Genomic DNA, 13,968 nt, shown 5'->3' on the forward strand with positions numbered 1-13,968 from the left:
CCGCGGACCGGATTGCCGGTCCGCGGCGGCGTTTTCACGTCCGTTCCCCGGGTAGCCGCGTGGACACGGCACGACGACGAGTGAACCGCTGCTTCGGAGGCGAGTTTTATGGGAGGCATGGGCAGCTGCATCGCCCTGATCGCGGTGGGGGCCATCCTCACCTTCGCGACCGACTGGGAGATGGAGAGCGTCAACCTCGACCTGGTCGGCCTGATCATGATGGCGGTCGGTGCCATCGGCCTCGCCGTCTACGCGAGCGTCCTCAAGCGCCGCCGCATCACGGCGGCCGTGCCCGTCGCGGGCGAGCGCCGGGACGTCCTCTAAGGGGCGGCCCGGCCCCGCCCGGTCAGCGCCCGGCCGCCGCGTAGACGGGCAGCAGGGTGTCCAGGACCGCGTCCATCGAGAAGGACGCCGCGGCCAGTTCGCGGGCCGCCAGGGAGGCCGACCGGTTGGCGTCGGGGTCCAGCAGGGACAGCACCGCCGCCGCGACGCCCTCCGGGCCGGGATCCACCGCCAGGCCGGCGCCCGCGGCGGCGATGTCGCGGGCCAGGCCGTTGGAGTGGGTCACCACCGGCGGCACCCCCACCGCGAGGGCCTCCAGCACCGACATCGGGAACGGCTCGTCCACCGAGGGCAGTACGTACACGTGCGCCCGGCGCAGCTCCGCCAGGACCTCCGTGCTCGACAGCGCCCCCGGCACCGTGAAGCGCTCCGACAGCCCGAGCGAGGCGATCCGCGCGCGCACCGCCGCCAGTTCGCCCTCGTCGGGCCCGGCCACCACGAACTCCGCGTCCGGGTGCGCCGCCAGGATCGCCGGGGCCGCGGAGACGAAGTCCACCGGCCGCTTGCGGGCCTGCAGGCGCGCCGAGTACAGGATGCGCGGCGGCCCCGCGGGCGCCGGCCGCTCCTCCTGGGCCGGGGTGCCGTTCACCAGCCGCACCGCCCGGGACAGGGGCGCGCCCACCACCGCGTCCAGGCCTTCCCGTTCGTGCGGGGTCAGGTACAGCACCGCGTCGGCGCCGCGCAGCAGCCGGCGTACCGCCACCGCGTCGAGCACCTTGGCCAGCAGCTTCTCGCTCGGGTCCACCATGCCGTGGGTCTGCAGGACGAGCGGCTTGCCGGCCCGCAGCGCCGCCAGGGCGACGGGCAGGGTGACCAGGTCCCGCGCCAGGTGGACGTGGACCACGTCGGCGCCCCGCACCAGGCGTCCCGCCGAGGCGAGCAGCGCCGGCGAGGTCATCCCGCTGAAACCCAGGGGGAGCAGGCGCCGGGCGGGGAAGAGACTGGCCGGAACACCCTCCACGGAGGTGGGCCAGGGATCGGCGAAGCCCTCGCCCAGCGCCAGCAGCCCCGCCTCGTGGCCGCGCGCCCGCAGTCCCTTCGCCAGGTTCAGCGCGACCCGGACCGGCCCGCCGAAGGCGTGCGAGGGGGAGTGCAGCGTGACGGCGTGCAGAACTCTGAAAGCGGCGCTCACTTGGGTTCCTCCACCGGGCGGCGACGCCCGTCCTGGGTCTGCAGGGTCAGTTCCGGCAGGTCCTTGTGCACGACGGCCCCCGCGCCCGCGACGGCGCACCGGCCCACGGTGACCCCGGCCAGCACGGTCGCCCGTACCGCCACCCACGCACCGTCCTCCACGACGATCGGGGCGTTGCGGTAGCGGAAGTCGGCGGCCCGGTGCTCGTGCGAGCCGGTGCACAGCATGGCCTCCTGGGAGACGCACACGTGCGAACCGATCACCACCGGCTCCAGGTTGAGCAGCCAGGCGCCCTCGCCGATCCAGGTGTGGTCCCCGACGGCCAGCTTCCACGGCCACAGCACCCGCACCTTGTGGCGGATCAGCACGCCCTCGCCGATCTTCGCCCCGAAGGCCCGCAGCAGCGCGACGCGCACCCGGGCCGGGCAGAACCAGCTCATGAACAGCGTGTTCATCACGCCGAACCAGAGCGCCTGGGTCAGCAGCCCGCGCCCTTTGTCGTATCCGGCCAGCGTGAAGGCAGGAAGATCACGCACAGCAGCCCCTCATCATCCGCCCCGTCATCCACCCCGCGGGCGCCTCCCCGGGCGCCGCCCGCTCAGACTAGACTGCGCGCGGACCAGGCACATGGGGTGGGGGCAGCAGTGGCAACGGACGTACGCAAGCCCTCCGTCACGCCCCCCGCTCCGGCGGCCGCGGACGAGACCAGGTGGGGCCGGGTCACCACCCCGCGCACCCTGCTCTCGCGCGCGCTGTCCGTACCTCTCGCCCTCGGGTTCACCGTCTTCCTGCCGCTCTTCGTCGCCGTGCAGACCGGCGCCGGCGCCCACGACGCGGCCTTCTGGCTCCAGCTCCTGCTGACCATGTACGCGGGCGCGCGGCTCTCCGCGATGGTCCTCACCAGCCGCCGCAAGCTGCTCCAGGGCTCCTTCTGGCTCTTCGTCTACATGGCCATGGGCGTGGCCCCGCTCGCCCAGGCCGTCCTCGGCCAGGTCCCGACCCCGGTCGTGGGGCCCCGCTCCGACCTCACCGCGGCCATCGGCCTGGTGCTGCTCGGCTGCGCGGCCTTCGACGTGGGCGTGCTGCTCGCCCGGCACCGGCCCGCCGGCCGCGCCGGGGGCTCCCAGAAGGAACCGCGCCCGGTCATGGCGCACCGGCGGCGCCTGCAACTGCTGACCGTCCTGTCGTTCCTGTGCAGCGCGGCCTTCATCATGAAGCTCGGCGGCCCCGCGGTCTTCTTCTCCAGCCGGCAGGAGATCATCGCCGGCATCGAGGAAGCGGGCGTCTCCAACGGCGACGGCCAGGCCGGCCAGGCCCTGCTGCGCGGCTTCGGCACCGTGCCCGCGCTGCTCGCGCTGCTGCTGTACACGCGCTGGCTGATCACGTCGAAGTTCGCCCGCCGCAAGGTCTCGGTCATCGTCACCTGGTCGGCGCTCGCCGCCTTGAACCTGGTGGTCAACAACCCGATCTCGAACCCGCGCTACTGGTTCCTGACCGTCATGTTCGCGCTGCTGTTCACCGTCTTCCCGGTGAGCGCCGCGATGTACCGGGTGGCGCTGTCGATGGCCGTGGTGATCGCCCTGCTCGTCTTCCCCTTCGCGGACCGCTTCCGCTACGACGAGAAGAACTACAAGCCGGTCGAGACGACCTCGTTCCTGGAGCCGATGGCGCTCAAGGACTACGACCAGATCGGCATGTTCGCGAACACCATCACCTACTCGCAGTCCGGTCCCGGCCACCTCTACGGCCGCCAGCTCGCCGGATCCGTCTTCTTCGCGGTGCCGCGCTCGGTCTGGCCCGGGAAGGCGCGCGACACCGGCGTGATGGTCGGCCAGTGGATGGGCACCGTCAACACCAACCTCTCCTCCCCTATCTGGGCGGAGCTGTGGATCGACTTCGGTCCGCTGGGCATGGGCGGCGGACTCGTGGCCCTGGGGTACGCCGCCGCCCGCGTCGACCGCCGCTACGCCAAGCGGGCCACCCGCCGGTCCCCGCCGGGGAGCCTGATCTCGGTGGTGGTCCCGCTCGTCGCGGGCTACTCCTTCATCCTGCTGCGCGGTCCGCTCCTGCAGGCCTCCGGCCGCGTGGCCATCGCCGCCCTGTGCCTCGCGCTGGTGGCCACGTACCGCACGGACAAGGACACCACCCTGCGCTAGCCCTGTGAGGCGGGGGCGGTGGCGGCGGCCTTGCGGGGTCCGGCCGGCTCCGCCGGGCCGGACGGCTTTCCGCGCAGCGGGACCTCCTTGACGCACACGGCCGCGGCCAGGCCCGCCAGGCTCAGCAGCGCCGCACAGAGGAAGAGGCTGTGCGTGCCCGCGGCCACCGAGTGCGGACTGATCCCGTCGCCGACCCGGCGGGCGAAGAGCGAGCCGAAGAGGGCGACGCCGAACGAGCCGCCGATGGTGCGGAAGAGGGTGGAGGAGGCCGAGGCGACGCCCATGTCCTTCACCTCGACGCTGTTCTGCGCGATCGTCATCGGCATCTGCATCGCCAGGCCCAGCCCCGTGCCGAGGACCACCATGTAGAAGGCGGACGTTCCGCGTCCGGTGGTGGCGTCCATGGTGGACAGCAGGTACAGGCCGAGGCTGACCACGACGCCGCCGACGACCGGGAACACCTTGTACCTGCCGGTCAGGGTCATCACCCGGCCGACGACCTGCGAGCACAGCACGATCGGGAGGACCATCGGCAGCAGCAGCATTCCGGAGTTGGCGGCCGAGGCGCCCTGCACCGACTGCTGGTACATCGGCAGGAAACTCACCACGCCGAACATCGCCGCGCCGGTGCTGAAGGCCATCACCGAGGCCAGGGACAGATTGCGGATGCGGAAGACGGAGAGCGGCAGCACCGGCTCCGCCGCGCGGGTCTGGGACCACAGGAAGGCGCCGAGCGCGAGCACGGTCAGCGCCGCCAGGCCGAGCACCTGCGCCGAGCCCCACGCGTACTGGGTGCCGCCCCAGGTGGTGAGCAGGACCAGCGCGCTGATGGTGGTGGTCAGCAGCGCGGCGCCGAGGTAGTCCATGCGCGGCGCGTCGGCGCGGGTCGCCGGGCGCTTCGCCGGCAGGTGCAGCATCGTCTGGATCCAGGCCAGCACGACCACGCCGATCGGCAGGTTGATGTAGAAGCTCCACCGCCAGCCCAGGTGGCTGGTGAGGAAGCCGCCGAGCAGTGGCCCGCCGATGGTGCCGACCGCCATGATCGTGGCCGACATGCCCTGGTACCTGCCCCGCTCGCGCGGGGAGACCAGCGCACCGATGAGGGCGAAGGCGCCGACCACGAGACCGCCGGCGCCGATGCCCTGGAGGGCCCGGAAGGCGATCAGCTGCTCCATGGAACGGGCCGCGCCGGACAGGCCGGAGCCGACGAGGAAGATCACGATCGAGGTGAGGAAGGTGCCCTTGCGGCCGTACAGGTCGCCCAGCTTGCCCCAGACCGGGGTCGAGGCGGCGGTGGCGAGCGTGTAGGCGGTGACCACCCACGACAGGCGCTCCAGGCCGCCGAGTTCACCGACGATCGTCGGCATCGCGGTGCCGACGACCATGTTGTCGAGCATGGCGAGCAGCATCGCGAGCATCACGCCGAGCAGGGTCAGGCGTATCCGGCCGGGGGTGGCGGCCTCGGCCGCCGAGGGTGTGGTGTGAGGCATGGCTCCACGGAAGCACAGCCACTCAATAAGTGCAACCACTCAACTTTTGCATCGGATACACCACGGCGCTAGAGTGTGGCTATGAACGAGACAGTGGGGCGCCGCGAACGCAAGAAGGCCCAGACCCGCCAGGCCCTGGCGGATGCGGCGGGGCGGCTGTTCCTGGAACACGGCTACGAGAAGGTGGGCGTGCGGGACGTGGCGGAGGCGGCCGACGTCTCCGTGACCACCCTGTTCAAGCACTTCCCGAGCAAAGAGGCCCTCGTCTTCGACGAGGACGAGGACGTCGAGGCCGCACTGGTCGCGGCCGTACGGGACCGGGCCGCCGGGCAGTCCGTCCTGCACGCCCTGCGCGACCACCTCCTCGCGACCCGCGCCACGCGGCGCATCGACGATCCGGACGTGGTCGCGCACATGAACCTGGTCCGGCAGACCCCCGAACTCCAGGAGTACTGGGACCGGATGTGGAGGCGCCACGAGTTCGCCCTGGCCGCCGCCATCGCCGAGGCGACCGGCGCCCCCGAAGGCGACCTCGGGGCCGCCGCACTGGCCCGCTTCGCGCTGGACACCACCAGCCTGATCCGCGGCCAGGACGACCAGCAGCAGGCCATGCGCGACCTGTTCGCCCTGCTGGAAACGGGCTTCGGCGACGTCGCCGCCGCCACGGGCGACGCCGGCGACGCGAGCGCCGGGAGCACCGGCGCGGCAGCCTCAGGCGGTCACTGACTCCGCGGCCGGGGCCGGGGCCGCGGGCACCTCGATCCGGGCCACCCGGAGCCAGCCCGCCACCGCCTTCGCGGCCGAGCCGAGGGCCAGACCCCAGGCGGCCCCGGCCACGCCCCACAGCGCGTACCCGCCGAGCAGCAGCCCCACGGACAGCAGCGAGAAGACCACCTGCAAGGACAGGGTGGCCCTCGGGTTGAGCACGCGCAGGGTCAGCAGCGCACACGTGCCGAGTCCCATGACGGCGTACTGCGCGCCCGTGGCCGGCAGCAGCGCGGACGCCGCCGTCCAGGTGTCGCCGAGCAGCTGACGGCCCAGCCGGTCCGGCAGCGCGTACAGCACGGCCCCCCAGCCGGCCCCGACGACGGCGAGCGCGCCGCCCATCAGCGCGGTCAGCCGGACCACACCGCGCTTGCCGCGGGCCCGGCCCACGACCGGCGGGCCGAAGGCGTTGGCCGAGTTGAACAGCACGTTCAGCGGCCCGAACAAGGTGGTCGCGCCCCGCAGCGCGCCGACGGCCAGCGGGGTCGCGAAGACGCCGAGGCCGAGCACCGCGAGCTGGCTGGAGCCGTTGCCCACCGCGAACTCGACCACGAACCGCTGCCCGAGGTGCCCGCGCCGCAGGTACGGGCGCAGCTCCATCCGGGCCCCGCGCACGGACGGCCGCAGCAGCCACAGTCCGAGCGCCAGCGCGGGCAGGGCCGAGGCCCCCCACACCAGCACCAGCCGTCCCGCCGAGGCCCCTTCGGGCTGGAGCAGCAGCGCCGGGACCACGCACACGAGGCGCAGCGCGTCGGCGGCCAGCGCCCGCTCGGGCGCCCGCAGTGCGGAGAAGCAGTAGCGCAGCCCGTCCTGTACGAGGACCAGGGGCAGTACGAGGCCCAGCGCGAGGAACGCCCGCCCTGCGCCCCCCGCCAGCGCCAGGCCCACGACGGCCAGCGCCACCCCGGCCGCGGCCGAGGCGGCCGCGGTGAAGGCCAGGCCCGAGCGGCACACGGAGGGCAGGCGCTCGCCCTTCTCCAGCACCACGGTCTGGCCGACGTAGGCCATGTTCAGCCCGAGGAGCACGCTGAAGGTCACGTACACCATCGAGAAATCGGCGAAACCGGACGCCGACGACAGCCGCGCGGCCAGCACCAGCACCAGGATGTTCGTGGCGCTGGAGGCGGCCTGGTCCAGGACGGACGCGACCGCGGCGAGGCCGCGCCGGCTCACCGCCGGCCCGTGCGGACCGTGCGCAGGGCGACGGTGTCGGTGCCGTCACCCGGGATGTGCTGCTCGGTGTCGGCCACCTCGTACGGGATCGGCTGCGGCGCGGACCGCTCCGGGGTCTGCGCGGCGGGCGCCGGGGCCGGCGCGGAGGGCGTGCCGCCCTTGCGCAGCAGGCCGGTGCCGCGCTTCTCGCCGGGCAGCGGGGTGTGCAGCACGGCGCCCAGCACGGTGCCGCCGGCGCCGCTGATCAGCTCGCGGATCCGGGACAGGTCGGTGCGGTGCACCGCGCGCGGGTCGCAGACCACCAGGACCCCGTCGACGCGGTCCACGAGCGCGAGGGCGTCGGCGTACGAGAGGACGGGCGGCGCGAGCACGACCACGGTGGAGTTCGGGGAGTCGGCCTCGGAGATCAGCCGGGTGGCGCGCGGGGAGGTCAGGGCGCGGGCGACGTTGCGGACCCGCTCGCCGGGGATCAGGTCGAAGGCGCCCGACTCGCCGGCGTCCACGACGAGCTGGCGTCCGTCGGGCCAGTCGGATTCCCCGTGCTGCCCGGGGCGCCCGCCGGCGGGGCCGCCGGGCATCTGGCTCCAGCGCGGCCGCCCACCCGCGTCGGTCGGCAGCTGGCTGGCCAGCACCGGGGTGCGCAGGTCGGCCTCGATCAGCAGGACGTCCTTGCCGGTCTCCGCGAAGGAGGCGGCCAGGTTCACCGCCACCGCGGCCGCAGTCTCGCTGCTGCCGCGCGGGGCCACCACGAGCAGCCGCCGCCGGTCGGCGAAGCGGGAGTCGTACGCGAGCCGGAAGGCCACCGAGCGGAACTCCTCGGCGAGCCGGGGGTCTTCCTCCCCGGCCGCGAGCAGCGGACCGCCACCGGTCTTGTCCCGCGGCAGGGAGCCCAGTACGGGCGCGCGCAGGGCCCGCGCGACATCGCCCTCGGAGCGCGGCGCCGGGTCGAACACGAGCCGCACCCACGCCCCGAGCAGGCCGAGCGCGAGACCCACGGCCGCGCCGAGCGCGAGCGACATGGGCAGGCCGGGGCCGTCCGGGTGGGAGGGCGGGGTGGCCGCGCTGGTGACCCGGCCGGGGGTCATGTCCAGGGCCTCGAGCTTGGTGATGTTGCCGTTGTAGCGGCCGACCTCGCTCTGCAGGTCGGTCTTGGTGGAGGTGGCGGCGTCGCGCGGGGCGCCGGCCGGCATCCGCGCGATCTCCTTGACGAGCTCGTCGAGCTGCTTGGAGACCGGGTCGCGCTGGTCCTTGTAGCCCTTGACCATCTTGTCGCGGGTGAGGTCCAGGGCCTCCTGCCGCTTGAGCAGGTACGCCTCGGTCATCGCGTTGGCGCGCCGGGCGGCCTCCTTGGGGGAGGAGGAGGTGTAGGTGAAGCGCAGGACCATCGACTGCGGCGGGTTGGTCACCTGGAGGCCGCTGCGCAGGGCCGCGAAGCCGCTCGCCGAGACGCCGAGCTTCTTCGCGGCCTCGTTGGCTATGGAGCTGGAGAGCGCGACCTGGCGCTCCGAGCCGATGTTGATCGCCTTGTCAGGGGCGAGGCTCGGGTTGAACGGGTCGTCGGTGGGCGCGCGCAGCACGATGTCGGCGGTCGCCACGTAGGTGTCCGCCGTGGAGACGCCGAGGTAGACGCCACCCAGCAGGCCGATGCCGACGCCCGCGCCGATCAGCCGGCGGTAGCGCAGGAGCTGGCGGAACTGGTCCCTGAGGAGATCGGGTTCGTCCTCTGCCGGGGCCGCTGCTGGGCGGTTCGTCTCGATCACGGCCGGGGACCCCCAAGTGCTTCGTCTATCAGTGCGTCGATGCGGGCCAGGCCCGCTTCCCGGCTCAGGTGGGCCGCGACGTGCCGCGGTCCGGCCGCCCCCAGTTCGTCAGCGCCCGCGGGGTCCTCGGCGAGGGCCCGTACGGCCTTCAGCAGCGCCTCGGGGTCCTCCGGCGGGACGAGCACCCCGGCGCCCGACCGTTCCACCTCCTGGGCGGTGCCGCCCAGCGCCGCGACGGAGGCGACGACGGGCCGGCCGGCCTGGAAGTAGGACGTGAGCTTGGACGGCACGCTCATGTCCATCACGGCGGCGTGCTGCGTGACCGCGAGCACGTCCGCCGCCGCGAGGATATCCGGGAACTCGCCGTCGGCGGCAGGGGGGATGATGTCCAGGTTCGGTACGTCGGACGCCAGGTCGGCGAGGGCCGTGCGCTGGCTGCCGTCGCCCATGAGGACGAAACGGACGTCCGGATCCAGCCGGGCGGCCCCGACGAGGACCTCCAGGCCCTGCTTGAGCCCCATGTTCCCGGAGTGCAGTACCACGGTCTGGCCGCGCGCCCAGCCGAGGTGCCGGCGGGTCTCGCCGCGCGGCTTGGTCGGCACCGCCACGTGGGACCAGTTGGGCACCAGGCGGATCTTGCGCGGGTCCACGCCCATGCCGACGACCCGGTCCACGAAGGTCTCGTGGATGACGCCGACGAGGGTGGCCCGCTTGAGGGCGTACGCCTCCGCGCGCCCGGCGACCGCGGCCGCCTTGTCGCCGCCGCTGATGCCGCTCTGCGCGGCGGCGGCGCCCATCAGGTCCTGGACGACCGGGACATACGGGACTTTCCACTTCGCCGCGAGCCGTGCGGCGAGCACGCCGCCGGCCAGGCTGGGCATCTGGGCCAGGACCGCGTCCGGCCTCGGCATCCGGGGCGGGGCCACGGCGCCGTGCAGCAGAATCGATCCTTCGAACAGGGCCCGCTTGACGGCGGTCTGGCGCGGCGGCACGGTGTGCGCGCGCCGGTGCACGGTAACCCCCGCGCGCTGCTCCGTGCGCCGGAGCGCCCCCTTGTACTCCGGCTCGAGCGACCAGGCCGGATAGTGCGGCATGCCCGTCAGGACGTGTGTCTCGTGGCCGAGATCCGCCCAGTGCTCCGCGATCTGGGTGGCGTACGGCCCAATTCCCGCGTGCTCGGGAGCGTAATTGGTGGAAACCAGCAGCAGGCGCCGGTGACCGGATCTGGACACTGAACGTCCCCTTCTCCCCTGGATGATGCGCACGTCACCCTATTCGTTCACCGGCGTGATGGGGAACGTGCACGCTATTGTCTGCTAATCCGCCACACCGGGGGGTGTGGCTTCTGGGGGGTAACGGATGACGGAGCAGGAAATGTCCGAGTTTGGTGTGCCCACGCGCAGACCGTACCGAGTCGGCTACGCGCCGGGCGCGTACGACCTCTTCCACATCGGACATCTCAACATCCTTCGGCACGCCCGTAGTCAGTGCGACTACCTGGTCGCCGGCGTCGTCTCCGACGAAATGGCGGAACTCGCCAAGGGCCGCCGCCCGATGATCCCGCTCGTGGAGCGCCTGGAGATCGTCCGGAGCGTCAAGTACGTCGACGCGGCCTTCGTCGAGACGGTTCCGGACAAGGTGGAGACCTGGCGGCAGGTCCGCTTCGACGTCATCTTCAAGGGCGACGACTGGCGGGGCACCCCCAAGGGTGACCGGCTGGAGAAGGACTTCGCCGCGCACGGCGTCGACGTCGTCTACTTCCCCTACACCGTGCACACCTCCAGCACCCAGCTCCGCCGGGCGCTGGACGCGCTCGCGGAGCCGGTCGCGGAGCCCCTCACCGCCGAACGGCGCTGAGCTCCCGGAACCACTTCGCGAGGAACGCCAGCAGGAACAGTGCGGCGACCGCGCCCAGCCCGGCGTAGGCCCAGGCGAACAGCTCCCCGCCGCCGAGCAGCAGGAACACCAGGCAGAACACCCCGTAGTCGACGGGCAGCAACGCCACCGCGCGCAGGGTCGAGGGCGCGGCGGCGGGGCTCCCCGCGGCCGGCTTGGGCTTGAGCTTCTCGGTCAGCAGCCCGCCGAAGAAGGTGACGACCGAGGCGAACTGGAACCCCAGCGGCACCAGCAGCCAGCCGTCCCCGCCCGCTGCGATCCCGTAAGCCTCGGGGAAGCGGTAAAAGGCGATCAGCACGCAGGTGTGCAGCGCGGTGATCTTGGCGCAGTCCACGACGTGGTCGAGCCACTCGCCCGCCGCGCTGCCGCCCCCGCGCAGCCGGGCCAACTGGCCGTCGGCCGAGTCGAAGGCGAAGCCGACCGCCAGGGCGGCCCAGACCGCCACCCCCAGCCCCCACGACGGCGCGGCCAGCGCCACCGCGGCCACCGCGGCGAAGCTGAAGGCGGCGCTGACCAGAGTCACCTGGTTCGGGGTGAGCCCGAGCGCGTAAGACCCGGCGGCCAGGTACCGCCCGGCGGGCCGGTTGACGAAGCGCGAATAGAGCGACACGCCCTTCGCCGACTTCTGCGCCCCGCGCAATTCCCGCAGCGCGGTCCCGACACTCGCCATCCACAAGCTCCCTAGAACATGTGTGTACGCGTTCGTGCGTACGAGGGCCACATCATCGCAGGGCGCACGCGGGTTCCCGCGCCGGATGTTCCCGGCCGTCCGGAAGCAACGGTACGGACGGCCCCGCGGCGGCCCTCAAGACGACCGCGACCAGCAGCGGACCCGGCGAACCCCGCGCGCCGGGCCCCCTCAGCTCACCACCTTCAGCAGCAGCACCGCCCGGGCCGGGACCGTCAGTGTCTGGCCGCCGCGGTGCCGGGTGCCCGGGGCGGCGGCCTGGTCCTCCAGAGAGGTGTCCAGGACCAGTTCGTACGACGCCGCCCACGGAGCCCCCGGCAGGACCCACGCCGCCGGCCGGTCCCCGGCGTGCAGCAGCGCCAGGAAGCTGTCGTCCGTCACCTGCCGCCCCCGCTCGTCCCGCCCGGGGATGTCGCGGCCCGACAGGTACAGCCCCAGCGCGGCCGCCGGCGCGTACCAGTCCCGCTCCGTCATCTCCGCCCCGGCCGGGGTGAACCAGGCCAGGTCCCGCAGCCCGTCCGCGCCCTGGGCCCGGCCCGAGAAGAACGCCCGCCGGCGCAGCACCGGGTGGGTGTGGCGCAGTGAGATCAGCCGCCGGGCGAGCGCGAACAGCCCCTGCCACTGCGGGTCCTCCAGCAGCGACCAGTCGACCCAGCTCGTCTCGTTGTCCTGGCAGTACGCGTTGTTGTTCCCGCCCTGGGTGCGCCCGAACTCGTCGCCCGCCACAAGCATCGGCACGCCGGTGGAGAGCAGCAGCGTGGTGAGCAGGTTGCGCAGCTGGCGGCGGCGCAGCGCACCGGTCCGCGGGTCCGTGCCCTCGGGCGGCTCGCCCTCCACCCCACAGTTCCACGACCGGTTGTCATCGGTGCCGTCCCGCCCCGCCTCCCCGTTCTCCTCGTTGTGCTTGCGCTCGTAACTCACCAGGTCGCGCAGGGTGAAGCCGTCGTGGGCCGTCACGAAGTTCACCGACGCGTACGGCCGGCGCCCGCCCCACGCGTACAGGTCGCTCGACCCCGAGAGCCGGTACCCCAGGTCCCGTACGTCAGGCAGCGCGCCCCGCCAGAAGTCCCGTACGGCATCGCGGTAGCGGTCGTTCCACTCCGTCCACAGGGGCGGGAACGCGCCCACCTGGTACCCCCCCGAGCCCACGTCCCACGGCTCGGCGATCAGCTTCACCCGGCGCAGCACCGGATCCTGTGCGATCACCGCGAGGAACGGCGACAGCATGTCCACGTCGTGCATCGAGCGGGCCAGGGCCGCCGCCAGGTCGAAGCGGAAGCCGTCCACCCCCATCTCCGTGACCCAGTACCGCAGCGAGTCGGTGATCAGCCGCAGCACGTGCGGCCGCCCGGCGTGCAGGGTGTTCCCGCAGCCCGTGTAGTCGGCGTACCGGCGCTGGTCCGACTGGAGGCGGTAGTACGCCCGGTTGTCGACCCCCCGCAGCGACAGCGTCGGACCCAGCTCGCCGGCCTCCGCCGTGTGGTTGTAGACCACGTCGAGGATGACCTCGATGCCCGCCGCGTGCAGGGCCCGCACCATGCGCTTGAACTCGCCGACCTGCTGTCCGGCCGTACCGCTCGACGAGTACCCGGCGTGCGGGGCGAAGTAGCCGACGGAGTTGTACCCCCAGTAGTTGCGCAGCCCCCGGCGCAGCAGGTGGTCCTCGTGGGCGAACTGGTGGACCGGCAGCAGCTCCACCGCCGTCACCCCCAGCCCGGTCAGGTGCTCGATCGCCGCCGGGTGGGCCAGCCCCGCGTACGTGCCGCGCAGGTGCTCGGGGACGCCCGGGTGGCGCATCGTGAAGCCGCGCACGTGCAACTCGTAGATGACCGAATCGGCCCACGGGGTCTTCGGCCGGACGTCGTCCGCCCAGTCGTCGTCATCGTGGACCACGACCCCCTTGGGGACGTGCGGCGCCGAGTCGCGGTCGTCGCGCACGGTGTCCGCGATGTACTGCTGCGGCCAGTCGCGCACGTGCCCGTAGACCTCGGGCGGCAGCGTGAAGTCCCCGTCCACGGCCCGCGCGTACGGGTCCAGGAGCAGCTTCGCCGGGTTGTACCGGGCGCCCGTCCAGGGGTCCCAGCGGCCGTGCACCCGGAACCCGTAGCGCTGCCCGGGGCGCACGCCCGGCGCGAAACCGTGCCAGATCTCGTGCGTGAGCTCCGTCAGCGCGCAGCGGGTCTCGGCCCCGCCCTCATCGAACAGGCACAGCTCCACCGCCTCCGCTCCCTGCGCCCACAGCGCGAAGTTGGTGCCCGCGATCCCGTCGGGGCCCTGATGGAACCGGGCCCCCAGCGGATGCGAGGACCCGGGCCACAGCGGTGGCCCCGGGCGCGCCGACGCGCGTGGCGCCTGGCCCTTCGACTGCCCGTTGACGTGCGGCACGGGAGCGGCCCGGCCGCTCCGTACCTCACCTGCGACGGCTTCCACCGCCTCTTGCTCGGCTGCGCTCGACACTGCCCGCCTCCACGGCTCTCGGTACCGGCGAGGGTTGGGGAGTGCGGCCCCGGCGTCCCGGCTTGGGCCCGCCCCCGTCTGGTCCTTCCCACTGTTCTGCCCGGACTGT

At 73.2% G+C, this 13,968-nt stretch carries 12 protein-coding genes; 4 read left to right on the forward strand and 8 right to left on the reverse strand.

The window, feature by feature from the left end:
• Positions 1-108 precede the first annotated feature (108 nt).
• Positions 109-324, forward strand: a complete 216-nt coding sequence (locus ACFWB8_RS09300) for a DUF6458 family protein (RefSeq protein WP_385223872.1) — start codon at positions 109-111, stop codon at positions 322-324.
• A 22-nt stretch (positions 325-346) separates the two neighbouring features.
• On the opposite strand, the gene ACFWB8_RS09305 is transcribed toward ACFWB8_RS09300, so the two are convergent.
• Entirely contained in the window at positions 347-1,474 is a 1,128-nt protein-coding gene (locus ACFWB8_RS09305; protein ID WP_385223873.1) for a glycosyltransferase, read from the reverse strand.
• A complete protein-coding gene (locus ACFWB8_RS09310; RefSeq protein ID WP_385223874.1) occupies positions 1,471-2,010 on the reverse strand; it encodes a WcaF family extracellular polysaccharide biosynthesis acetyltransferase in 540 nt (179 codons plus the stop codon). Before ACFWB8_RS09310 ends, ACFWB8_RS09305 begins: the two co-directional genes overlap by 4 nt.
• Before the next feature lie 108 nt (positions 2,011-2,118).
• Here ACFWB8_RS09310 and ACFWB8_RS09315 point away from each other — a divergent pair, with 108 nt between their 5' ends.
• Positions 2,119-3,630 carry a hypothetical protein gene (locus ACFWB8_RS09315; protein WP_385223875.1) on the forward strand — a complete coding sequence of 504 codons (1,512 nt, stop codon included), beginning with the start codon at positions 2,119-2,121 and terminating at the stop codon, positions 3,628-3,630.
• On the opposite strand, the gene ACFWB8_RS09320 is transcribed toward ACFWB8_RS09315, so the two are convergent.
• Positions 3,627-5,120: an MDR family MFS transporter gene (locus tag ACFWB8_RS09320; protein ID WP_385223876.1), complete on the reverse strand. Its 1,494-nt coding sequence runs from the start codon at positions 5,118-5,120 to the stop codon at positions 3,627-3,629. The two genes, ACFWB8_RS09315 and ACFWB8_RS09320, sit on opposite strands and share 4 nt — an antisense overlap.
• 81 nt (positions 5,121-5,201) lie before the next feature.
• Here ACFWB8_RS09320 and ACFWB8_RS09325 point away from each other — a divergent pair, with 81 nt between their 5' ends.
• Positions 5,202-5,846 (forward strand): TetR/AcrR family transcriptional regulator, encoded by a 645-nt coding sequence (locus ACFWB8_RS09325; RefSeq protein WP_385223877.1) that lies wholly within the window; start codon positions 5,202-5,204, stop codon positions 5,844-5,846.
• Here ACFWB8_RS09325 and ACFWB8_RS09330 read toward each other — a convergent pair.
• From ACFWB8_RS09330 to ACFWB8_RS09340, 3 genes are read right to left on the reverse strand one after another with little or no spacing between them, the layout of a single operon-like run.
• Positions 5,832-7,058 carry a hypothetical protein gene (locus ACFWB8_RS09330; RefSeq protein ID WP_385223878.1) on the reverse strand — a complete coding sequence of 409 codons (1,227 nt, stop codon included), beginning with the start codon at positions 7,056-7,058 and terminating at the stop codon, positions 5,832-5,834. The genes ACFWB8_RS09325 and ACFWB8_RS09330 overlap by 15 nt on opposite strands.
• Entirely contained in the window at positions 7,055-8,818 is a 1,764-nt protein-coding gene (locus ACFWB8_RS09335; protein WP_385223879.1) for a lipopolysaccharide biosynthesis protein, read from the reverse strand. The genes ACFWB8_RS09330 and ACFWB8_RS09335 overlap by 4 nt, the downstream gene beginning before the upstream one ends.
• The gene (locus ACFWB8_RS09340) at positions 8,815-10,020 is read right to left on the reverse strand and encodes a glycosyltransferase family 4 protein (protein WP_385224014.1); all 1,206 of its coding nucleotides are present in this window, start codon (positions 10,018-10,020) and stop codon (positions 8,815-8,817) included. The genes ACFWB8_RS09335 and ACFWB8_RS09340 overlap by 4 nt, the downstream gene beginning before the upstream one ends.
• A gap of 172 nt (positions 10,021-10,192) precedes the next feature.
• Between ACFWB8_RS09340 and ACFWB8_RS09345 the strand changes: the two genes are divergently transcribed.
• Entirely contained in the window at positions 10,193-10,675 is a 483-nt protein-coding gene (locus ACFWB8_RS09345) for an adenylyltransferase/cytidyltransferase family protein (RefSeq protein WP_385223880.1), read from the forward strand.
• Here ACFWB8_RS09345 and ACFWB8_RS09350 read toward each other — a convergent pair.
• Together ACFWB8_RS09350 and glgX are read right to left on the reverse strand one after the other, a co-directional pair.
• Positions 10,656-11,384 carry a CDP-alcohol phosphatidyltransferase family protein gene (locus ACFWB8_RS09350; RefSeq protein WP_385223881.1) on the reverse strand — a complete coding sequence of 243 codons (729 nt, stop codon included), beginning with the start codon at positions 11,382-11,384 and terminating at the stop codon, positions 10,656-10,658. The genes ACFWB8_RS09345 and ACFWB8_RS09350 overlap by 20 nt on opposite strands.
• Positions 11,385-11,573: 189 nt before the next feature.
• The gene (gene glgX / locus ACFWB8_RS09355) at positions 11,574-13,859 is read right to left on the reverse strand and encodes a glycogen debranching protein GlgX (protein WP_385223882.1); all 2,286 of its coding nucleotides are present in this window, start codon (positions 13,857-13,859) and stop codon (positions 11,574-11,576) included.
• Positions 13,860-13,968: the final 109 nt, after the last annotated feature.

The organism is Streptomyces sp. NPDC060031 (genome assembly GCF_042736805.1).
Classification (GTDB): domain Bacteria; phylum Actinomycetota; class Actinomycetes; order Streptomycetales; family Streptomycetaceae; genus Streptomyces.